This window comes from Bacillus sp. CH140a_4T, from assembly GCF_008923725.1.
Classification (GTDB): Bacteria; Bacillota; Bacilli; order Bacillales; family Bacillaceae_G; genus Bacillus_A.
In genome coordinates, this window is sequence record NZ_WBPF01000016.1 from 530,520 (window position 1) to 552,787 (window position 22,268).

The following is a 22,268-nucleotide window of genomic DNA, read 5'->3' on the forward strand; positions in this document are numbered from 1 at the left end:
TAAGCTATGTCTATGAAAATCAGTGAGAAAAAATTTAATGATCGTGTTGGCGATGGAATTCAAGATTCGTTTATGCGCGGAGCAGTATCTTCTGCACAAACACGATTATATACGAATCGCTTAAAAGCGGCGGATGAATTAGGAAACTGGGAAGAATGGCGTGAACTCGGTGAAGAAATTCGTCAACATACGTTAGAAAATCTTGATTATTACTTAATGCAGTTAAGTGAAAATGTATCAAAAAGAGGCGGATATGTGTACTTTGCGAAAACGAAAGAGGAAGCAGCAAAGTATATTCAAGATGTTGCCAAAAAGAAGCAGGCAAAAAAAGTAGTAAAATCAAAGTCGATGGTAACAGAAGAAATTAGTATGAACCATGCGCTTGAAGAAATCGGTTGTGAAGTGTTAGAAAGTGACTTAGGAGAGTATATTCTGCAAGTAGATAACGATCCACCTTCACATATTATTGCGCCTGCACTTCATAAAAATAGAACGCAAATTCGTGATGTATTTAAAGAAAAGCTTGGTTATGAAAATTCTGACGATCCATACGAAATGACGAAGTTTGTTCGTAAACAACTCCGTGAGAAATTTATGGATGCGGAAATTGGTGTGACAGGTTGTAACTTCGCTGTTGCAAATACTGGTTCTCTTTGTTTAGTAACAAACGAGGGGAATGCCGATCTTGTCATGTCGATTCCGAAAACTCAAATTGCAGTAATGGGTATGGAACGTATGGTTCCTACAATGGAAGAATTAGATGTTTTAGTTGGTTTGCTATGTCGTAGTGCAGTAGGTCAAAAGTTAACAAGTTATGTAACTGTAGCGGGACCAATTCAAGAAGAGGAAGTAGATGGACCTGAAGAATTCCACTTAGTTGTTGTTGATAATGGCCGCTCTCAAATTCTTGGATCGGAATTCCGCTCAGTATTGCAATGTATTCGTTGTGCTGCTTGTGTGAACGTATGCCCTGTATATCGTCATGTTGGTGGACATTCATATGGCTCTATATACTCAGGGCCAATCGGTGCGGTATTAACACCACTTTTAGGCGGATATGATGATTACAAAGAGCTTCCTTATGCCTCTAGTTTATGCGGAGCGTGTACAGAAGCTTGTCCAGTAAAAATTCCATTACATGATTTATTATTAAAACATCGTCAAGTTATCGTTGAGCAAGAAGGACGTGCTCCACTTGCCGAAAAATTAGCAATGAAAATGTTTAGTATGGGTGCATCTTCAGCAGCTTTATATAAAATGGGATCAAAAATGGCGCCAGCAGCAATGAGTCCATTTACATCTGGTAACCGTGTATCAAAAGGTGTTGGGCCACTTAAAAACTGGACAGATATTCGTGAATTCCCGGCTCCAAGTAAAGAAAGATTCCGTGATTGGTATAAAGATCATAAGAAAGGCGGGGACAAATAATGACAGGATTAATTCAAAACCGTGAGTCCTTTCTAGAGAATATTGCAAAAGAACTCGGACGCGCGCGTAAAACGGAAGGCGTAAAGCGTCCAGCATGGAAAAGTAGTGTGAATGTAGAAACGCTAAAAGATTATTCACAAGAAGAATTGTTACAAGTATTTAAAAATCAATGTACAAACATTCATACAACTGTGGTGGAAACGACAAACGACCGTTTACGTGAAGATATTCAAAAAGTAATCATGGAAAACGGTGGGGGACCTATTATGTTATCGGCAGATGAACGTTTTGATTCTTATGGATTGACTTCTTTATTTAAAGAAGAGCTTCCAAAGCAAAATGTTGAAGTGAATGTATGGAATCCTGAGAAAAAAGAAGAGAATATGCGTATCGCGGAAAGAGCGAATATTGGAATTGCCTTTAGTGATTATACTTTAGCGGAATCTGGTACGATTGTTGTACAAAGTCATAAAGGCCAAGGTCGTTCTTTACACTTTTTACCGACTGTATACTTTGCTATTATTCCACGTGAAACACTTGTACCTCGTATTACACAAGCAGTTCAGGATATGAACTCGCGTGTAGAAAATGGTGAGACTGTGGCATCTTGTATTAACTTTATTACAGGACCTAGTAACTCGGCAGATATTGAAATGAATCTTGTTGTCGGCGTACACGGACCATTAAAAGCAGTATATTTCATCGTATAAAAGAGGGGAAAGCAGGCCAGAAAATGGCCTGCTTTTTTAATAGAATAGAGATAATATGAAGTAGAAGTTCTCTCCTTTTTTTGTTATGTTCTTCTGGAAAGGAGAGGAAGGGATGTTCACTTATGTATATGCATTGTTAGTGGGGATGGTGTTTGGTTCCTTTTTTATGGTAATTGCGATGAGAGTTCCACTAGGGGAGTCTATCATTGTCCCTCGCTCACATTGTCATTATTGTAAGTATGTGCTAAAGCCAAAGGAATTGATTCCAATTATTTCTTTTTGTATACAAAGGGGACGTTGTACGAATTGTAAGAGGGAAATTTCAACTTTGTACGTAGTATTTGAACTTGTAGCCGGAATGATATTTTTTCTTACGGTATATATAATCGGATTGGAACGAGAGCTTATTATCATTTTATCGCTTTTTTCATTACTTCTTATTATTTCAGTTACAGATTACATATATATGTTAATCCCAAATCGTATTTTAGCTTGGTTCTCTTGTTTACTCATTTTAGAATGTATTTTTGTACCGTTAGTTACTTGGGCAGATAGTATAGTTGGTAGTGGCGTTATATTCATTGTGTTATATTGCATGCAAAAGATATATCCAGAAGGGCTTGGGGGAGGTGATGTAAAATTACTTTCGCTACTTGGATTTATAGTGGGACTGAAAGGGATTTTTATGATTTTATTTTTAGCCTCTTGCTTTAGTCTTTGTTTCTTTGGAGCAGGTATAGTATTAAAACGTATGAAAATGAGGACTCAAATTCCATTTGGCCCCTTTATTAGCCTTGGGGCAATATGTTACATGTTGATCACGTATGCAAAATAGAGAGGGGATAGAACATGAATGTATATATGGATGATCAAAGAAGTTGTCCATATGGGTATGTGCCCGCAACTACAGTAGAATGTGCTTTGCAAATGGTTCGGGATTATGATGTAAATATTCTTTCCCTTGACTTTAACATGGGATGGGGAGAAAAAAGTGGATTAGATTTTGTAGATGCTTTTTGTAAAGAGGGTTTATATGTAAATGAAATGTACTTTCATACGAATGATGTCATCGGTATGCACAAGATGAAACAGAGGATTAATAAGGGGAAGGAAGGAGGGGAAATTAATCCGCAGCTTGTTGTTAAATATGTGGGGAGCTAAAAAATCCAAAGTAAAACTTTGGATTTTTTAATGTTTCATATGAGCTTGCAACGGAATAATCTCTTCTTGTTGAGTTGCTACTAATTCAGTTTCTTCTTGTTTTACGTCAGGTACTTTCTTTGTTAAGTAATGGTATACCATACCGACAAATACAGACCCACCAATAATGTTACCGATTGTAACTGGAATTAAGTTATGAATAGCACCTGTAAAAGAAATTGTCTCCGGATGCGGTGAAACTAAAGATAAGGCAAACAGTGATAAGTTTGCAATGCTATGCTCGTAACCAGATAAGAAGAATGTGAAAACGAGTAGCATCATCATCATAATTTTTGCTGTATCACCTTTCACTTGAGAAGGTAAGAAACAAGCAAGACATACAAGCCAGTTACATAAAATTGCTTTAAAGAATAATTGCATTGTAGGTGTAGTCATTTTTCCTTCTACTACTTTATTCATGAAATGACCGTGATCAATTGCTTCGAAAATTCCAGTTGCATAAAATAGTAAGGCAAAGAATAAAGCGCCAGCTAAATTTCCTGCATAACAAGCGACCCAGTTACGAAGTGTATCAGAAATCGTTGTTTCTTTTCTTAAAGTTGCTACAGTGAAGTACATTGTGTTTCCAGTAAACAATTCAGCACCGCCATATATAATAAGGACAAGGGCAATTCCGAAAAACATAGAAGCCGCTAAATAAGTTGCTGGTGAATCTGCAATGTGAAAAAAGTTACCTAATTTAAAACATAGTACAATAATAAAACCGATATAAATACCCGCAAGTGCAGCACGAATGAAATATTGCATCGGGTTTGTATCTAGCATTTGTTTTTTGCTCTTAGCCAGTTTGACAACATATTCTAATCCTTGTTCTAGCATGAGTGATACGCTCCTTTAGTACATCATCTATAAATACTCCTTATATGAATAAAGTACATGGAATTGTTCTCAGTTTCAATAAGTTTGTGCAATATTTCACAAAAAGGACATACATGCATTAAGAAAACGTTTACAAAGGTAGTATAATAGAAATTTTTCTGGACATTGAGAGGGAGAAAGGAAAAAGAAAAAGCGCTGTAATTACAGCGCTTTTTCGTCTAAATTTTTGTCTACTTTTACTTCTACTTCTTTTGAGAAGAACCAACCGCCCACTGCGATTCCAACTAATACAATCCAGAATGTAAGTTTCCATGGCGTAGATTCTGGGAATGAATGCGGAATTACATTTAATGCAGGATGTGCTAATGTATAAATTGCTAATTTCACACCAACCCAACCTACAATTAAGAATGCTGCAGTTTCAAGTCCTGGTTTACGTTTTAAGATTTGTACGAAAGCAGTTGCTGCAAATCGCATAATGATTAATCCAATAAGTCCACCTACAAAGATAACAACAAATTGCCCAGTATCAAGACTACCAATTGTACCTAAGCCTGTTTTCGGTAAAGTCATTGCTAATGCAACAGCAGCTAAAATTGAATCAACTGCGAAGGCGATATCAGCAACCTCAACTTTAAATACAGTCCACCAAAAGTTCTCTTGTTTTTTCTTTGCTTCTTTTTCTTCTGTTTCTTCATCCGTATTCTTTTTAACATACGTTTTAAATAAGTGATTACCAGCGATAAACATAAGATAAATGGCACCGATTGCTTGCACTTGCCATACGTCGACTAGGAACGAAATCATAAATAACGATCCGAAACGGAAAACAAATGCCCCCGCTAATCCGTAAAATAGTGCTTTCTTTCGTTTTTCTTCTGGTAAATGTTTTACCATAATTGCAAGAACAAGAGCGTTATCAGCTGCTAAAATTCCTTCAAGTGCAATTAGGATGAGTAATACCCAACCATACTCCAATAATAATGATACATCCATGTACATTCTCCTCTCATTTCTATAAGTACTAAATAAGTGAAGAATTTCCCCACTATTTAGTTTCCCCATACTCCTGCCTATTAACTTTGGAAGAATTTGGTAATTAATACAAAAAAGACCCCTGCCGTTAATAGGCAAAGGTCTTGCTAGACATATGTAATGAAAATGCCAACAAAGCCGGAAGAACTAAGTTCTACGTAATGACGACTTTGTTTCCAAGAAATATTCTTGGACGCTACTCCCCTTTGGAGATATGCTATTGTACTCTCATTATATGGATAATTTATACGGTTGTCAACCTGTTAAAATATCTTCATTCGGATATTTTATTTTTCGGTTCTTTTTACGTGCAAATGAAAAAGCCAATGTTAAAGGTCCCATTTTCCCAAAAAACATCATAAAGATGATAATAGCTTTTCCGATCATAGTTAAGTGTGGTGTGAAATTCATACTGAGACCGACAGTCCCAAATGCTGAAAATACTTCGAAAGCACTCATCAATAGAGGAACTCGCTCAGTAATACTTAAAATTAAAATAGCAAAAAAGATAAATGAAATGGAGATAATAGTGATGGTCAATGATTTGACAATGAGAGTATCTTTAATAGATTTTTTAAACACGACAATATCATCTTGTTCTTGTAAAAATTTAAATACCCCAAAAAACATGATTAAAAAGGTTGTTAACTTAATTCCACCACCGGTTGAAGCACTACCAGCTCCAATAAACATTAGAAGCATCATTAATAGTAGGGAAGGCTTTGATAATGCAGAAATATCAACTGTATTAAACCCGGCAGTACGCGTTGAAACCGCCTGGAAATAAGCGGCCATTCCTTCTTCAAATGGGGTAAATCCTCTCATAGAAAGGGAATTGTGGAACTCGAATATAAAAATAAAAACAGTTGCAATAATATTGACGATTAGAGTAGAAGAGAGCATAAGTTTTGAGTGTAATGTAAGGTTTTTAAAGTTTTTCTTTCTTTTTATGTCTATGATTACTGTAAAACCAATCCCACCTAAAATAATGAGGGAGGAAATAACGAGATTGACAAGAATGCTATGAGAATGGGACATTAAATTATCGCTCCATACAGAAAAACCAGCATTGTTAAAAGCAGAGATTGAATGAAAAAAACTATAATAGATCCCTTTAGCAATACCGTATTTTGGTACCCATTCAAAAGAAAGAATTAAAGTAGCGATACATTCGACTGTAAAAGAAAATAAAAATAATGCTTTGGCAAGTCGAATGACGCCTCCAATATTCGTTTGATTTAACGCTTGTTGCAGTAAAATTCGGTTTTGAAGACCAATTTTTCTGCCGAGCATAATCGCAATTAAAACGGCAAAGCTCATAATGCCAAGTCCGCCGACTTGTATAAGCGTTAAAATGACACATTGGCCAAATAAGGTAAATACTTTCCCAGTGTCCACAACACCAAGCCCTGTAACCGTACAAGCAGAAACGGTTGTAAATAAAGCATCGAGCCATGAAATAGACGTTGTTGTAGCAATTGGTAGCTTTAATAAGCATGTACCGATAACTGATAACATAATAAAAGACAAAGTAAGAACACGGGGAGGACTCATGCTAATATTAATCCGTTTCATGTCATATATCGTTCCTTTCAGTTTGCTCTTACTAGTATGTGAAAAAGGACGATTATGTATGTTGAAAATAGAAAGAGGCAGAGAATATCTGCCTCTAAGCCATAGCTTATTGTATTATCCACGTAATTGTTGTTGAGCTAAAGCAACAAGTCGTTTCGTTACTTCACCGCCAACTGAACCGTTAGAACGAGATGCTGTATTAGAACCTAAGCTAACACCGAATTCTTGTGCAATTTCATATTTAAATTGTTCAAGCGCTTGTTCTGCACCTGGAACTAGTAATTTGTTTGTTTTTACCATGTTGATACACATCCTTATGAGTAGTCCAGTTCAGCTAAGTACTTATCTAAACTGGTAACGTTATTTTATGTGGAAACGACATACTCATACGCGGAAGTAATCGGTGTGATTAGAAGTTATTGGATAGAAAAAAGAGTAGCAAATTTGCTACTCTTTTTTCAGTATTGTCGCTGTACCTTCCACGACAATATCACCTGATTGATTATATATGTTTGTTTGCAACGTAATGATTTTTTTATCGTCACGTTTTTTGATGACTTCTGCCACAACGCGAAGGGTATCGCCAATTTTGACAGGAGCACGGAATGAAACGTTTTGAGATAAATAAATCGTGTTTTTGCCAGGGAGTTTCGTTCCAAGAATCGTCGAAATGAAACTGGAAACGAGCATACCATGAGCAATACGTTCTTTAAACATTGTCGTTTTTGCAAAAGCGTCTAATATATGAATAGGATTCACATCTCCAGTCAATTTTGCAAAATTGATAACGTCCTCATCCGTAATAGTTTTTGTAAGGGATGCTTGATCACCGACTTGAATCTCATCATAACGAAGCTCCGGAACAGTTTGTGCTTCTTGAAATGGATTCATTTTGGCCTCCTTCTTTTCCATATCGAAAAATGCCAGCCATCTTGATGTAGTAGGAGGAAGAAAGAGTTTTGTTTGTGCTGCAGTTAGCTCCCACATTTTTCTTACTTGATGGAAGTAAATAAATTTTTTGAGTTTTCCTCGAACTGCTTTGCGAGTTCTAGTTGTTTGGACTTGAACTCTCCCAAAAAAACGTCTAACTGTTTTTGAACCTCGTCACGTTGTAATTGTTGTTGTTCAATAAATTGTTTTGTTGTTTCTTCAAACTGACCGCTAGTTTGAGTAAGAATAGACAAAGATGTTTTCGTAGGAGAAACAGTAAGTTGGTGCATTTGAGTAGAAAGTTCATTCCATTTCCCTTGCCACTCGTTAATTTGATCATTTAAGGAGTTTCCAGTTAATTGCTTCACGTAATCTGTATATTGGTTATTGAACTGAGCAGTGAATTGTTGTAGTTCTTTTTCTAGTTCATCTACTCCTGATGTTAATTTATGCAAAGCGTCTTGTTGTTGTTTTAACGTTTCTAAAGTAAGTTGCTCTAATTGTTTCCCCGCTGAAGAGAATAGGGAAAGAGATTGAGACCAGTTTTTCCAAAATGCATCGACTAATTCGTATGGCTTAGTTTCCATTGTTTGACCTCCAAATATTTTTTTGCATATTGTGAACGCAGATTACTCTGCTGTACCACCAGGTGAAGATGAAGAATCCTTTTCATCCTTTTCTGGAGAAGTAGAAAATGGAAAGAATGCATTGGTGTATAACGTAAAAAACGTCCGCAACATATTTTGATAATGTTCAAAAGAAGTCGCACATGTTGTTAAATATTGCTCTCCATATTCTGTTAAAGAATAAATTCGTTTCGCTGGCCCGCCTTCGCTTGTATCCCAAGTAGAAGAAATAAGGTTTTCTTTTTCTAATTTGCGTAGTGTTCTATACACATTACCTTGGTCAACAGAAGAAAAGCCGATGTCCATTAGCATTTGAATGAGTTTGTAACCATGAAGACTCCAGTCTTTTAGACAGAGAAGTAAGAAAGGAACTAAGAAGTTTTTTGGCATGGAGTTTGGTTGTTTCGCTTGGTTTTTTTCCAAACTTTCTGGGTGTTCTGGTTCATTATGTAGCATGATTGTACATCACCTCATGAATCAGTTAGATGGAATTTTTTGCTTATAAGTGCAATTTACACCTATCTGTTTTTAATGTCAATACATTTATCGGAAAATAAAGAAAAATAAAATATATACTTGAAGTTTTATTCGGAATATTAGAAAATAGTGAATAGGTTGAATTGTTTCAAAAACGAAAAAGGGAGTGTAGGCGAAGTGATTGATCAAAAATTCGATCCATTGCAAGCATGGAAAAATGCTTATGAACAAACCGAAACATTTTGGGGAAAAGCGCTCAATGAAACAATTAAAACAGAAGAATATTCTGCTTGGATGGGCAGCGTTCTAGACTTGAATTTGTTTTATCAAAAAGCATTAAATGATACAACAAAAAGTTATTTAGAACAGGTGAATGTGCCGACGAGAGAGGATATCGCTAGAGTAGCTACGCTTGTTATCAACTTAGAAAATAAAGTTGATAATATCGAGGAAGTTCTAGAAGAGAAAGTGGATTCATTAGGACAAGCCCCTACATTAAAGCGTGATGTTACGAAAGTAAAACAAGATATGCGAACATTAGAAACGAAAGTTGATCAAATTTTGGAATTGCTAGAAAAGCAAAATGCAGTACTAGCGAAACTACAAGTACCTGCAAAAGAAGAAGTAAAGCCTGCGAATAAGCCGGAAAATAAAAAATGATAATTGCGTTTGCTTATAACGTGTAAAAGGGAAAGGGAGAATCTCTTTTTCATGTATAAACAACGAAACATAATTAATATATGTACTCTATTAAGATGAGTACCAAAATGATTCATAACAATCGTTCACAAATTCATTTAAGGGGGAAAAGAAATGGTTCAATTAAATGGCAAAGTAGCAATCGTAACAGGTGGGGCAAAAGGAATTGGAAAAGCAATTACAGTAGCATTAGCACAAGAGGGAGCAAAAGTAGTTATTAACTATAACAGCAGTAAAGAAGCAGCTGAAAACTTAGTAAATGAATTAGGAAAAGAAGGCCATGACGTTTATGCAGTTCAAGCGGATGTTTCGAAAGTAGAAGATGCAAACAGACTTGTAGAAGAAGCTGTGAATCATTTTGGTAAAGTTGATATCCTTGTTAATAATGCTGGTATTACAAGAGATCGTACATTCAAAAAGTTAAATCGTGAAGATTGGGAGCGCGTAATTGACGTGAACTTAAGCAGCGTATTTAATACAACAAGTGCTGTACTTCCATACATAACGGAAGCGGAAGAAGGAAGAATCATTAGTATTTCTTCTATTATTGGTCAAGCTGGTGGATTTGGACAAACAAACTACTCAGCAGCAAAAGCAGGTATGTTAGGATTTACAAAATCATTAGCGTTAGAACTTGCAAGAACAAATGTAACTGTAAACGCAATTTGCCCAGGATTTATTGATACTGAAATGGTAGCAGAAGTACCAGAAGAAGTGCGTCAAAAAATCGTTGCTAAAATCCCGAAAAAACGTTTTGGTCAAGCTGATGAAATTGCAAAAGGTGTAGTATATCTATGCCGTGACGGTGCGTATATCACAGGTCAGCAATTAAACATTAACGGCGGATTATACATGTAATGAAGTAAGAAAAAAGTGCATATCCATAGCAGGAATGCACTTCTTTTTTTAGAAAGAAATCGACCAAAAAGGAGATAGAAAAATGACTACATTCGTAACGGAATGGGAAAAGCAATTGGAGTTGTACCCAGAAGAATATCGTAAAGCATATCGCCGTGTGAAAAGAGCGAGCGAAGTTTTATTACGCGAACCAGAACCACAAGTTGGTTTAACACCGAAAGAGGTTATTTGGACGAAGAATAAAACGAAGTTGTATCGTTACATTCCAAAACAAGAAAAAACACAGAGAGTTCCTATCCTATTGATATACGCGCTTATTAATAAACCGTATATTATGGATTTAACTCCAGGAAATAGTTTAGTGGAATATTTAGTAGATCGTGGTTTTGATGTGTATATGCTTGATTGGGGCACATTTGGTTTAGAAGATAGTCATTTGAAATTTGATGATTTCGTGTTCGACTATATTGCAAAAGCAGTGAAGAAAGTAATGCGAACTGCGAAATCGGACGAGATTTCTTTACTTGGTTATTGCATGGGTGGAACGCTAACTTCTATTTATGCGGCACTTCATCCGCACATGCCAATTCGTAACTTAATCTTTATGACAAGTCCTTTTGATTTCTCTGAAACAGGATTATATGGTCCTTTATTAGATGAGAAATACTTCAATTTAGATAAAGCGGTTGATACATTCGGAAATATTCCGCCAGAAATGATTGATTTCGGAAATAAGATGTTAAAACCAATCACAAACTTTGTAGGTCCATATGTCGCTTTACTCGATCGTTCAGAAAATGAGCGCTTCGTCGAAAGTTGGAAATTAGTTCAAAAGTGGGTTGGTGACGGTATTCCATTCCCGGGTGAATCTTATAGACAATGGATTCGTGATTTTTATCAAAATAATAAATTAGTGAAAGGTGAACTCGTTATTCGCGGACAAAAGGTAGACCTTGCAAATATTAAGGCGAATGTCTTAAATATTTCTGCGAAACGTGATCATATCGCTCTGCCATGCCAAGTAGAAGCGTTGCTAGATCATATTTCTAGCACAGATAAACAATATGTATGTTTACCGACGGGACATATGTCGATCGTTTACGGTGGAACAGCGGTAAAACAAACATATCCGACGGTTGGAAATTGGCTAGAAGAGCGTTCTAATTAAAAATAAAAAATCCAACTAGCACACGTTAGTTGGATTTTTTTATGGGAAATAACAAAACATAGAAAGGAGAAATTTAAATTTTAGGAGTATAATTATGAAACTTATGACTGGTAAATTGTTTTGGAATACAGGAGTTTCTGTACCTTGTTATCCACCATTAGAAAATGATATGATATGTGATGTGCTCGTAGTCGGAAGTGGAGAAGCAGGTGCTCATATAGCGTATTCGTTAGCGAAAATTGGAATGAGTGTTACGCTCATTGAAAAACGAGCAATCGCCTGCGGCAGTACAGCTGCTAATACAGGTTTACTACAATTTTCAAATGATAAATCGTTAACCTCACTTATCCATACATTTGGTGAAGAAAAAGGGGTACGAGCATATAAGCTTTGTTATGAAGCGTTACGAACGATGGAGCAAGTTGTACCGACTCTTGATATTGATCCCCATTTTATTCCGCGAAGTAGTTTATATTATGCAAGTAGAAATGAGGACGCTTCATTTTTACAAGAAGAATATAATACGTTACGTCATTATGGATTCCCGGTTGAATATTTTACCGATTTAGATATAAAAAAGAAGTATTCATTTACAAAACAAGCAGCGTTATATACACACGGTGATGCCGAAGTGAACCCATATTTATTAGCGCATAGCCTTTTGCATAAAGCAAATCAAATGGGAGCTACTATACTTGAGCATACAGAGGCCATACATATAAAAAAACGCCAAAATGATTTAATTTGTTACACGAAAAAAGGAAATCAAATTGTAGCAAAGAATATTATTATGGCGACAGGTTATGAAGCGCTTTTCGGGAAGAAAGAAAAAAATACAACAGTAGAAACATCTTATGCGATTGTGACAAATAAGATAGATTCATTTGAAGGTTGGCATGAACAATCATTAATTTGGGAAACGGCACGGCCTTACTTATATTTTCGAACGTATCAAAAACGCATTATTGTAGGTGGATTAGATGAAGCGATGCAAATTCAAACAATCGGTGATACGAAATTATTGCATAAGCGTGATATCCTTATTAACATTGTAAAAGAGATGTTCCCGCAGTATAAAAATATACAGGCAGAATACTATTGGGCGGCAGCATTTGGCGGTAGTCATGATGGTCTCCCTATTTTAAAAGAAGACAAAAAAATACATAATTTATTTTACGCATTGCCGTATGGAGGTAATGGAACTGTGTATGGAATGGTATTTGCCAATTTATTTGAGCAGTTATTTACAAATAAAGAAAGTGAAGATTTTTCTTTATTTAATCGATAGAAAAAAAGGTAGCGAAGTGATGGAATGAGAGATATAAAAAAGTTTTTACAAAAATTACGTCCTGTACAACTTATTGTTTTGTTTTATTTATTAGCAGTAGTTGTATCAGTGATATTGCTTAGTTTCCCGTTTGTTACGAAGGCTGGTGTGAAATGGACATTTATCGATGCCCTCTTTACATCTGTTAGTGCGGTAAGTGTTACGGGTCTGTCTGTTGTTACGATTTCAGATACATTTACTACGGCAGGAATTATTGTTTTAGCCCTTATTTTACAATTAGGCGGCTTAGGAATTATGGCGCTTGGTACGTTTGTTTGGATTATAACGGGGAAAAAGATCGGTTTGCAGAGAAGAAGACTCATTATGGCAGATCATAATCAAGGAAATTTATCAGGCCTTGTAGAATTGATGCGTTCTATTTTAATTGTAATTATTTCAATAGAACTTATTGGAGCAATACTATTAGGTACAAGATTTCTACTTTATTTTCCAACTTGGCAAGAAGCTTATTTTCACGGTTTCTTTGCCGCTGTTAGTGCAACTACGAACGGAGGATTTGATTTAACGGGACAATCACTAATTCCGTACAAAAAAGATTATATTGTGCAAATGATTCATATGTTACTTATTATTTTAGGGGCGATTGGCTTCCCGGTGTTAATGGAAGTAAAGCAATTCTTTAGTAAAAGGAAACAGCAACTATTCCGCTTTTCGTTGTTTACAAAATTGACGACAACGACATTTTTTGCACTCGTTATCGTTGGAACAATTATGATTTTTCTACTAGAACGAAATCAGTTTTTAGCAGGGAAGTCATGGCATGAAACAGTTTTCTATACATTATTCCAATCTGTGACGACGCGAAGTGGTGGACTGGCTACAATGGATATACGTGAATTGTCACAACCGACGCTTTTATTTATGAGTATATTAATGTTTATAGGGGCATCTCCAAGTTCGGTTGGGGGCGGAATACGTACAACAACATTTGCTGTTAGTATATTATCGTTATACACTTTTGCAAGAGGCGGAAGAACGGTTAGAGTCTTCAAACGTCAGCTACATGAAGAGGACGTGCTGAAAGCATCTGTCGTTATGACGATGGGGATTTTATTATGTGCCACAGCACTCTTTATTTTATCTATTACGGAAAATGTACCGCTTATGAGTTTAATTGTTGAAGTGTGTTCTGCTTTCGGGACGACAGGGCTATCGACAGGTATTACGCCAGATTTAACAACTGTTGGTAAACTTGTACTCATTGTACTTATGTTTATCGGGCGTGTCGGTATTTTAACATTTATACTGGCTAGTGGGGGAAGGGAACAGCCACCTCGCTATAAATACCCGAAAGAGCGAATTATTATTGGATAGTATGAAACCATTCTACCTATGTGAGGTAGAATGGTTTTTTAGTCGTTAATGCCAAATTGGGGATGCATAAAAGCGTCATTCTTATTATCCACTTCTTTTTTTAGCAACTCTTGATTTTCTTCTGAAATCCACCCAATATCATTTGTAGGATGAATCCATTCTTCTCCAGCCATAATGGCAGGATCTACTTTATCACTCCAATTGTGAAGTGGACTATTCTCGGAATCATATTTACTGTCTCCGATTACGACGTCATATTGATTTATGAAAGGTTGTTGCATCTTCTTTCCTGTTCCTTTAAAAGATGGAAAATTCATTTGATGCGGGAGCGTTTCATCTAAAATTGGTGACTGAATTTTATCTTTCTTCTTCAAAATAATCGCTCCTTTTCTAATGCTTTCTTCATAGGTAGTATATCCATATAGGGGCTCTTATGTACTTGTTAACACTTGCCAGTAATAATTATCTCAGCTTGCTTCAAACTAGAATAGAAAGTGAATTCTTGAGAGCAGGTGAATGTATTGGTAAAAAGAAAAGTGAAACAAAATGCGGCAATCAACAATAATAAAACTCCGAAAGAAAGCTTACCAGATGCAGAATTTGCATTAGAGTATGAAGGAGAAAATAGCGCGAAGTATGCAAATCGTAATTCGAAAAAAGGTAAACAAAAATGAGGCGTTTTTACAAACGTCTCATTTTTTTGTGGGATTATAAAGGTTTTTTTAATTATTTGTAAATTTAGTATTCATTATTAGCAGAAAAATGCGAAAAAACATAGAAGTAGCAACGTATTACACAAAAACAAACAACAAACAAAAGATTAATGTTGGTTTAATACTGCTTTTACACTAGTTGTTTATATTGGAGTTGTACATAAGATTTGTAAAAGGAGAGAGAGACAGTGAAAAAAACAATCTTTAAAGCTGTAGCAACTGGAATGGTATTTTCGTTATTAATGGGGTGTGGTGCAAAGAAAGAAGAAAGTGCTGGGGCAAAAGTAAAAGATGATAAATTATCTGGATCATTAACTGTTTACACAGCGATTGAAGAAGAACTTGTACCAATTTATCTTGATTCTTTTAAACAGAAGCACCCAGATGTGAAACTGAACATTGTTCGTGATTCAACTGGAGTTATTACAGCGAAATTGCTAGCTGAAGGAAAAAATACACAAGCAGATGTTGTATGGGGAACAGCAGCGTCTAGTCTATTAGCTTTAGATAAAAAAGATATGTTAAAAGGATACTCTCCAAAAGGAGCAGATCGTGTTCTTCCGCAATTTAAAGATGATAAGCAACCAGAAAAATGGGTAGGTAATACGGCGTTTATGACGGGGATTGCTATAAATAAAGAAGAATTGAAAAAGAAAAATTTACCGATGCCAGAATCATACGAAGACTTAACAAAACCTGAATATAAAGGAACGCTTGTGATGCCACATCCGGCTTCTTCTGGAACAGGATTTTTAACAGTTTCTGCATGGTTACAAATTATGGGTGAAGATAAAGGCTGGGATTACATGAAGAAACTTCATGATAATATGGCAACTTATACTCATTCAGGTTCAAAACCAGCGAAATTAGCAGGCGCAGGTGAATATCCAGTTGGTGTATCAATGGTTTATAGTGCTTTAAAAGAGAAACAAAAAGGTGCACCAGTTGAAGTAGTATTGCCGAAAGAAGGATTAGGTTGGGAAGTAGAAGCGAACGCACTTATTAAAAAAGATAATGCAAAAAATGAAAAATTAGCGCAAGCATTTTTAGATTGGGCAATTACTGATGATGTAATGAAGTTATACTTCGAGAAAAATGGATTTGCGACAATTAAAAATGATTATAAACTTCCAGATGGATTCCCTAAAGATGTAACAGAAAAGTTATACAAAAAGAATGACTTTAAATGGGCAGCAGAAAATCGTGACGAAATTTTAGAAAAATGGGAAAAAGAGTTTGGCCAAAAAGCAGAACCGAAAAAGTAAGTGAGTGGGAGAGAGAAAAAATGAGCGAGTATTTATCAATTCAACACATTCAAAAACAGTTTGATGCATTTACAGCGTTAAAAGATATTTCTTTTACTGTGAAAAAAAATGAGTTTGTATGTTTATTAGGTCCAAGTGGTTGTGGGAAAACAACATTGCTTCGAATTTTAGCAGGGCTAGAAGAGGCAACAACAGGTAGTATAGCTGTGGGTGGAAAAGATATTACAGCATTACCTCCTGGAAAGAGAAATTTTGGAATGGTGTTTCAATCGTATGCATTATTTCCGAATTTAACAGCACTTGAAAATATTGAATACGGCTTAAAGACAAAAAAATATGGAAAAGCAGAAGTAAAAGAGAAAGCGCTAGAGGCGTTAGAACTTGTAGATTTGCTGAATGTAAAAGATAAATATCCTGCTCAAATGTCTGGTGGACAACAGCAGCGAGTAGCACTTGCACGTGCGCTCGCTCTGTCTCCGGATATTTTGTTACTCGATGAGCCGTTATCTGCTTTAGATGCAAAAGTACGTGAAAAGTTACGTAGAGAAATGCGTGATTTGCAAGAAAAAGTAGGAGTAACAACTATTATGGTCACGCATGATCAAGAAGAGGCATTAACGATGGCTGATAAAATTGTTGTAATGAATCATGCGGAAATTATGCAGATTGGAACACCAGAGGAGATTTATCAAAGACCAGCCAATCCGTTTGTGGCAGATTTTATTGGTTCTATTAATTTCTTTTCCAAAAATAATGAAGAACATGCAATTCGTCCTGAGCATGTAACAGTTGTACAAAAAGATGGTATTAAAACGGTTGTGGAAAGCATGGAATTTCGCGGATCGGTATATCGGACGGAAGTGCGTGTCGTAGAAGAAAAAACACATCTTTATAACGAGAAAATTATAGTGGATATATTGGCATCAGAAGTAGAAGCAACCGCAATTAGAAAAGGAAAGCCGATTCAAATCTCTTTCTCAGAAAATCATATGTTGTCATATGGAAAGAAGGTCATTGTATAGATGGAGATGTTAGAAAATTTCAAGGTAGAAAGTACGAAAAAAAAGATTAAGAGACGTATCGGTAAAGAAGAGTGGATACAAAGACTATTAATTATTGGTATGCTTCTCGCGTTTTTGATCATGCTTGTATTACCTCTATTACAATTGTTTACACAAGCTTTTTATGATAAAGATGGTGCTTTTATTGGTGTTGCGAATTTCAGTAAATATTTCACAACACCAACGCTAGTTCAATCATTGCAAAATACGATATGGATTTCGGGCGTGACAACAATTATTGCAGTGACACTTGCTTTCGCTTACGCTTATGCGATCGCTCGTACGAATGTGTTTGGGAAGCGGGTATTTCAATATGTTGCGTTGTTACCATTATTTGCACCAACGATGATGCATGGTATCGCACTTACATATTTATTTGGTAATCAAGGGTTAGTAACGAAAGGGATGTTTGGTTTGTTTGAAGGGATACAAATTCCTTTATATGGACCAGTAGGAATTGTAATGGCTGAAGTCATGTATACATTTCCGCAAGCATTTCTTATATTATTAATTGCTTTTCAAGGCTCTGATTATCGTTTATATGAAGCTTCTAATATGTTAGGAGCGAGTAAAACAAAGCAATTTTTCACTGTTACTTTACCTAGTGTAAAGTACGGATTAATTAGTGCGATGTTCGTTGTGTTTACACTTAGTTTCACTGATTTTGGGGCACCAAAAATTGTTGGTGGGCAATATAATGTACTTGCTACTGACGTATATAAGCAAGTAATTGGGCAGCAAAATATGCCGATGGGTGCAACTGTCGGAATGATTTTATTAATCCCAGCTATATTTGCATTTGCAGTTGATCGCATTACGCAAAGAAAGCAGGCGAATTTCTTATCTTCCAAATCAGTACCTTACAGAATAATAAATAATAAGAAAAGAGATGTTATTTCATTCGTATATTGTAGCGTAGTAACGCTTATGATCATTCTATTATTTGTGGCAGTTGGTATTGCTGCTAGTGTGAAAGTATGGCCATATAATATGAGCTTTACATTTGAGCATTTTAATTTTTCTAGTTTAACAGGAGATGGACTTGAAGCATTTAAAAATAGCGTAATTGTTTCAGCAGTTACAGCGGTTATTGGAGCGGTTTTAACATTTATGTTCGCTTATGCGATTGAGAAAATAGATCAGCTACAATTTTTCCGAAAAGCAGGTTACTTTTTCTCTATCGTTCCTTTAGCGATACCAGGTTTAGTACTTGGGTTAGGTTACGTCTTCTTCTTTAGTCAACCAACAATACAAATCTTTGGACTTTCCGTAACGAATCCGTTTCATTCTCTATATGGAACAATCGCTGTTCTAGTACTAGTCAATATCATTCATTTTTATTCTGTAACATTTGTTACGGCAACGACAGCTTTAAAGAAGCTAGATCGAGAATTTGAACTTGTTTCACAGTCGATGGGGATACCGTTTTATAAAACATTCTTTCGAGTTACGGTACCGATGTGTTTACCAGCCATTTTAGAAATGGTAATGTACTATTTCGTAAATTCAATGGTAACTGTCTCAGCAGTTGTATTCCTATATGCAGCTGATTTTAAACTAGCTGCCGTATCAATTGTAAATATGGATGATGCAGGAAATGTAGCACCAGCAGCTGCAATGAGTGTACTGATTGTTGTTACAAATATTGTAGTAAGAGTTGTATATGAATGGGGAACGAAAGCACTTCGTAACCGAACGTCACAATGGCAAAAAAGATAAAGTCAAACTTTAATCAGTGGGGGTTTTGTTCTTCCTCACTGATTATTAGCCCGCACCAAGCGGGCGTTTACGGGCAGCCCGACTCCCACTTAACTTCTTTGCTCCAGCCGAATTTTGAGGGGAAGTCTTACTGCCCGGCGAATAGCGCGATAAATAAGAAGGGTGATGGATTGAATGAAAATAGAAGCAGTTATTTTTGATTGGGCAGGTACGACAGTTGATTATGGATGTTTTGCACCACTGGAAGTATTTATGGAGATTTTCCATAAACGCGGTGTTGAAATTACAGCAGAAGAAGCTCGTAAGCCAATGGGGTTATTAAAAATAGATCATGTAAGGGCACTTACAGAAATGCCTCGTATTGCGAGTGAGTGGAATCGTGTTTTTGGAAAATTACCAACAGAAGCAGACATTCATGAGATGTATGAAGAATTTGAAGAGATTCTCTTTGCTATTTTACCGCGCTATGCGTCGCCAATTAATGGAGTAATAGAAGTGATTGCTTCTTTACGTGAAAGAGGAATTAAAGTTGGTTCAACGACTGGTTATACGAGAGAAATGATGGACATTGTTGCAAAAGAAGCAAAATTACAAGGGTATAAACCTGATTTTCTTGTAACACCAGATGATGTTCCAGCCGGTCGTCCATATCCGTGGATGTGCTATAAAAATGCGATGGAACTTGGTGTATATCCAATGAATCGTATGATAAAAGTTGGGGACACAGTATCAGATATGAAAGAGGGAAGAAATGCTGGGATGTGGACAATTGGTGTAATTCTTGGCAGTAGCGAGCTCGGCTTAACGGAAGAGGAAGTGGAGAATATGGATCCGTTAGAACTTCGTGAAAAAATAGAAGTAGTTCGCAATCGTTTCGTTGAAAATGGGGCGCACTTTACGATGGAAACGATGCAGGAACTTGAAAGCGTAATGGAACATATCGAAAAACAAGAACTTATTATTTCATAAAAGGGGAATAGGATCATGACTGAAAATCACTACTTATTATTAACGCCAGGGCCATTAACGACAACAAAAACAGTAAAAGAGGTTATGTTATACGATTGGTGTACGTGGGATGCTGAATATAACACAATGGTACAAGAGGTAAGAGCTAAACTTGTATCGTTAGCAACGAAGGAAGAAGAGAAATATACAACGGTTTTAATGCAAGGAAGCGGTACGTTTTCAGTTGAAGCAGTCATTGGTTCTGTCATTCCTAAAAATGGTAAGCTGCTCGTTTGTACAAATGGTGCGTACGGTAAACGAATTGTACAAATGGCAGAGATGTTACATATAGATGTGGTGGTCAGTCAAACAGAAGAGTGGGAGCCTACTAATATTGCAGAAGTAGAAAAGATATTGCAACGAGATAAAGAGATTACACATATTGCAGTTGTTCATTGTGAAACAACAACAGGTATCATCAATCCAATTGTAGATGTATGTAAATTAGGGAAGCAATACGGAAAAGTAACACTAGTTGATGCAATGAGTAGTTTTGGTGGTATTGAAATAGATATCGATGAGTTGCAAATTGACTTTTTAATTAGTAGTGCAAATAAATGTATTCAAGGTGTTCCTGGGTTCGGCTTTGTTATTGCAAAGCGTGCTGAATTGTTGAAATGTAAAGGACAGGCACGTTCATTATCACTAGATTTATACGATCAGTGGGAAACGATGGAAAATCAAAATGGGAAATGGCGTTTTACGTCACCTACACATGTTGTACACGCTTTTTATCAAGCACTACTTGAATTAGACAAAGAGGGTGGAGTAGAGGCACGTTACAATCGATATTATAACAATCAAAAACTATTAGTGAATAGAATGAGAGAAATCGGATTTAAGCCACTAGTAGATGAGAAATATCAGTCGCCTATTATCACATCATTTATTTATCCAGAAGAATGGTTCGATTTTGAGCAATTATATAATGAATTAAAGCGTGATGACTTTGTTATTTATCCAGGTAAGATTTCAAAAGTAGATACATTCCGCATTGGGAATATCGGTGATGTACATGAGGTAGATATTAATCGCTTAGTTGATAGTATTGCTAAAGGGGTTGTTATAGGATGAAGGTATTTTGCTTAGGTGGAGCAGGTAAAATTTGTCGTGAAGCAATTTTAGATTTAGTACAATTTTCATCTTTTGAGACGATTACAGTAGCGGATTTTAATGAAGAAGAGGGCCTGAAAGTAGTAGAATGGCTCAACGATCCTCGCGTAGATTTTGTGAAAGTAGACGTAACGAATCACGAGGATACGGTTGCAAAAATGAAAGGTTATGACATTGTAATGGACGGTACGACAATTAAGTTAAATGGCTTGTCTACTCGATGTATTGCAGAAGCAGGTTGTCACGGTGTGAATTTGAATGGATTTGGTGAAGAAAATGATTCACATTCTATATTTGTTCAAAATGGAAAAACGTGTTTACCTGGTTTTGGTATGACGCCAGGTGTAACGCAAATGATGGCGATGCATGCAGCAAATCAGCTTGATACTGTAGAGTCAGTTCGTGTCAGTCACGGTTCGTATCGTCCAATTGCTTTTTCTGCATCAATTACAGAAACAACGACATATGAATATGATCCACATTTACCATCGCGTACCGTGTATGAAGATGGTGAGTTTAAGCAAGTACCTCCGTTTGCGCGTCCGAGAGAAATTGAATTACCGGCGCCTTATGGTAAGGAAACGCAGTATATAATCCCGCATTCTGAAACGATTACGTTAGCGAAAGCACTAGAAAATAAAGGCGTCAAACTGATAGAGACGAGAGGAACTTGGCCAAAGCAAAATATGCAGCTCGTACGTGCTTTATATGATTATGGTATATTGCGTAATGATCAAGTTGAAGTAAATGGGGAAGCGATCGGCATTATGGATTGTATCTCGAAGTATTTATTGCAATCGAAAGAAGGACAAGAAACGGAAGTTTACGGTTACGCACTTCATGTAGAAGTAATAGGTACGAAAAATAATGAGAAACAAAGGCACGTATTATATCATACCCACCCGTTATCTGATGGAACTGTTGTAGGGTGGGAAAAATTAAGAGCTTATACGAGAAACGTTGGTATTCCATTTGGGATTGCTACAGAGTTAATCGCAAATGGGAATGTAAATCAAGCTGGTGTTGTGACACCTGAGGAAGCTTTTGTAAATCCACAAATTATTTTTGATGAACTAAAAAAACGTGGTATTCATATTCATGAAGAAGTTTTTACTGAAAAAGAAAGTTATAACTTTGTATAAGTAAGGCAGTTTATGAGGTAGAAATCAATGGGGTGAGGC

Annotated in this window: 24 protein-coding genes and 1 riboswitch; of the genes, 16 read left to right on the forward strand and 8 right to left on the reverse strand. The window is 36.2% G+C overall.

Going from position 1 to position 22,268, the window contains the following annotated elements; all coding sequences use genetic code 11:
* Nucleotides 1-6 precede the first annotated feature (6 nt).
* From F8162_RS18235 to F8162_RS18250, 4 genes are all read left to right on the forward strand, one after another.
* Nucleotides 7-1,428, forward strand: a complete 1,422-nt coding sequence (locus F8162_RS18235; RefSeq protein ID WP_151631204.1) for a LutB/LldF family L-lactate oxidation iron-sulfur protein — start codon at nucleotides 7-9, stop codon at nucleotides 1,426-1,428.
* On the forward strand, nucleotides 1,428-2,138 hold the full coding sequence (locus F8162_RS18240) for a LutC/YkgG family protein (protein ID WP_151631203.1): 711 nt from the start codon (nucleotides 1,428-1,430) through the stop codon (nucleotides 2,136-2,138). The genes F8162_RS18235 and F8162_RS18240 overlap by 1 nt, the downstream gene beginning before the upstream one ends.
* Nucleotides 2,139-2,250: 112 nt before the next feature.
* A complete protein-coding gene (locus tag F8162_RS18245) occupies nucleotides 2,251-2,973 on the forward strand; it encodes a prepilin peptidase (RefSeq protein WP_151631202.1) in 723 nt (240 codons plus the stop codon).
* 14 nt (nucleotides 2,974-2,987) lie between these two features.
* Entirely contained in the window at nucleotides 2,988-3,299 is a 312-nt protein-coding gene (locus F8162_RS18250; RefSeq protein WP_151631201.1) for a cyclic-phosphate processing receiver domain-containing protein, read from the forward strand.
* 27 nt (nucleotides 3,300-3,326) lie between these two features.
* Here F8162_RS18250 and F8162_RS18255 read toward each other — a convergent pair whose 3' ends face one another.
* The 7 genes from F8162_RS18255 to phaQ form a co-directional block, all read right to left on the reverse strand.
* The gene (locus F8162_RS18255; protein WP_151631200.1) at nucleotides 3,327-4,178 is read right to left on the reverse strand and encodes a formate/nitrite transporter family protein; all 852 of its coding nucleotides are present in this window, start codon (nucleotides 4,176-4,178) and stop codon (nucleotides 3,327-3,329) included.
* 201 nt (nucleotides 4,179-4,379) lie between these two features.
* The gene (locus F8162_RS18260) at nucleotides 4,380-5,174 is read right to left on the reverse strand and encodes a TerC family protein (RefSeq protein WP_151631199.1); all 795 of its coding nucleotides are present in this window, start codon (nucleotides 5,172-5,174) and stop codon (nucleotides 4,380-4,382) included.
* Between the two features lie 91 nt (nucleotides 5,175-5,265).
* Nucleotides 5,266-5,430, reverse strand: a riboswitch (yybP-ykoY riboswitch).
* Between the two features lie 38 nt (nucleotides 5,431-5,468).
* Nucleotides 5,469-6,788, reverse strand: coding sequence for a TrkH family potassium uptake protein (locus F8162_RS18265; RefSeq protein WP_151631198.1), 1,320 nt, complete (start codon nucleotides 6,786-6,788; stop codon nucleotides 5,469-5,471).
* A 114-nt stretch (nucleotides 6,789-6,902) separates the two neighbouring features.
* On the reverse strand, nucleotides 6,903-7,088 hold the full coding sequence (locus F8162_RS18270) for an alpha/beta-type small acid-soluble spore protein (RefSeq protein WP_000241212.1): 186 nt from the start codon (nucleotides 7,086-7,088) through the stop codon (nucleotides 6,903-6,905).
* A gap of 147 nt (nucleotides 7,089-7,235) precedes the next feature.
* The gene (locus tag F8162_RS18275; RefSeq protein WP_151631197.1) at nucleotides 7,236-7,679 is read right to left on the reverse strand and encodes a MaoC family dehydratase; all 444 of its coding nucleotides are present in this window, start codon (nucleotides 7,677-7,679) and stop codon (nucleotides 7,236-7,238) included.
* A 101-nt stretch (nucleotides 7,680-7,780) separates the two neighbouring features.
* On the reverse strand, nucleotides 7,781-8,305 hold the full coding sequence (gene phaP / locus F8162_RS18280; RefSeq protein WP_000448584.1) for a polyhydroxyalkanoic acid inclusion protein PhaP: 525 nt from the start codon (nucleotides 8,303-8,305) through the stop codon (nucleotides 7,781-7,783).
* 42 nt (nucleotides 8,306-8,347) lie between these two features.
* Nucleotides 8,348-8,800 carry a poly-beta-hydroxybutyrate-responsive repressor gene (gene phaQ / locus F8162_RS18285; protein ID WP_000903018.1) on the reverse strand — a complete coding sequence of 151 codons (453 nt, stop codon included), beginning with the start codon at nucleotides 8,798-8,800 and terminating at the stop codon, nucleotides 8,348-8,350.
* 198 nt (nucleotides 8,801-8,998) lie between these two features.
* Between phaQ and phaR the strand changes: the two genes are divergently transcribed.
* The 5 genes from phaR to F8162_RS18310 all read left to right on the forward strand — a co-directional run bounded on the left by phaR (nucleotide 8,999) and on the right by F8162_RS18310 (nucleotide 14,208).
* Nucleotides 8,999-9,481: a polyhydroxyalkanoic acid synthase subunit PhaR gene (gene phaR / locus F8162_RS18290; protein ID WP_151631196.1), complete on the forward strand. Its 483-nt coding sequence runs from the start codon at nucleotides 8,999-9,001 to the stop codon at nucleotides 9,479-9,481.
* Nucleotides 9,482-9,634: 153 nt separating this feature from the next.
* Nucleotides 9,635-10,378 carry an acetoacetyl-CoA reductase gene (locus F8162_RS18295; RefSeq protein ID WP_151631195.1) on the forward strand — a complete coding sequence of 248 codons (744 nt, stop codon included), beginning with the start codon at nucleotides 9,635-9,637 and terminating at the stop codon, nucleotides 10,376-10,378.
* 82 nt (nucleotides 10,379-10,460) lie between these two features.
* Nucleotides 10,461-11,546: a class III poly(R)-hydroxyalkanoic acid synthase subunit PhaC gene (phaC, locus tag F8162_RS18300; protein ID WP_000206842.1), complete on the forward strand. Its 1,086-nt coding sequence runs from the start codon at nucleotides 10,461-10,463 to the stop codon at nucleotides 11,544-11,546.
* 94 nt (nucleotides 11,547-11,640) lie between these two features.
* Complete coding sequence (locus F8162_RS18305; RefSeq protein ID WP_151631194.1) at nucleotides 11,641-12,834, forward strand: NAD(P)/FAD-dependent oxidoreductase; 1,194 nt, start codon at nucleotides 11,641-11,643, stop codon at nucleotides 12,832-12,834.
* A 24-nt stretch (nucleotides 12,835-12,858) separates the two neighbouring features.
* On the forward strand, nucleotides 12,859-14,208 hold the full coding sequence (locus F8162_RS18310; protein ID WP_151631193.1) for a TrkH family potassium uptake protein: 1,350 nt from the start codon (nucleotides 12,859-12,861) through the stop codon (nucleotides 14,206-14,208).
* 38 nt (nucleotides 14,209-14,246) lie between these two features.
* Here the strand turns inward: F8162_RS18310 and F8162_RS18315 are convergent, their stop codons facing one another.
* Nucleotides 14,247-14,582, reverse strand: coding sequence for a DUF3905 domain-containing protein (locus tag F8162_RS18315; RefSeq protein ID WP_151631192.1), 336 nt, complete (start codon nucleotides 14,580-14,582; stop codon nucleotides 14,247-14,249).
* Between the two features lie 147 nt (nucleotides 14,583-14,729).
* Between F8162_RS18315 and F8162_RS28780 the strand changes: the two genes are divergently transcribed.
* The 7 genes from F8162_RS28780 (at nucleotide 14,730) to F8162_RS18355 (ending at nucleotide 22,229) form a co-directional block, all read left to right on the forward strand.
* Nucleotides 14,730-14,882 (forward strand): hypothetical protein, encoded by a 153-nt coding sequence (locus F8162_RS28780; RefSeq protein WP_000240799.1) that lies wholly within the window; start codon nucleotides 14,730-14,732, stop codon nucleotides 14,880-14,882.
* A gap of 227 nt (nucleotides 14,883-15,109) precedes the next feature.
* Entirely contained in the window at nucleotides 15,110-16,186 is a 1,077-nt protein-coding gene (locus F8162_RS18325) for a putative 2-aminoethylphosphonate ABC transporter substrate-binding protein (protein WP_151631191.1), read from the forward strand.
* 20 nt (nucleotides 16,187-16,206) lie between these two features.
* Nucleotides 16,207-17,208: a putative 2-aminoethylphosphonate ABC transporter ATP-binding protein gene (locus tag F8162_RS18330; RefSeq protein WP_151631190.1), complete on the forward strand. Its 1,002-nt coding sequence runs from the start codon at nucleotides 16,207-16,209 to the stop codon at nucleotides 17,206-17,208.
* Nucleotides 17,209-18,966 (forward strand): putative 2-aminoethylphosphonate ABC transporter permease subunit, encoded by a 1,758-nt coding sequence (locus tag F8162_RS18335; RefSeq protein ID WP_151631189.1) that lies wholly within the window; start codon nucleotides 17,209-17,211, stop codon nucleotides 18,964-18,966.
* A 174-nt stretch (nucleotides 18,967-19,140) separates the two neighbouring features.
* Nucleotides 19,141-19,935, forward strand: coding sequence for a phosphonoacetaldehyde hydrolase (gene phnX, locus F8162_RS18345; protein WP_151631187.1), 795 nt, complete (start codon nucleotides 19,141-19,143; stop codon nucleotides 19,933-19,935).
* Nucleotides 19,936-19,950: 15 nt separating this feature from the next.
* A complete protein-coding gene (phnW, locus tag F8162_RS18350; RefSeq protein ID WP_151631186.1) occupies nucleotides 19,951-21,048 on the forward strand; it encodes a 2-aminoethylphosphonate--pyruvate transaminase in 1,098 nt (365 codons plus the stop codon).
* A complete protein-coding gene (locus tag F8162_RS18355) occupies nucleotides 21,045-22,229 on the forward strand; it encodes a saccharopine dehydrogenase family protein (RefSeq protein ID WP_151631185.1) in 1,185 nt (394 codons plus the stop codon). Before phnW ends, F8162_RS18355 begins: the two co-directional genes overlap by 4 nt.
* Nucleotides 22,230-22,268: the final 39 nt, after the last annotated feature.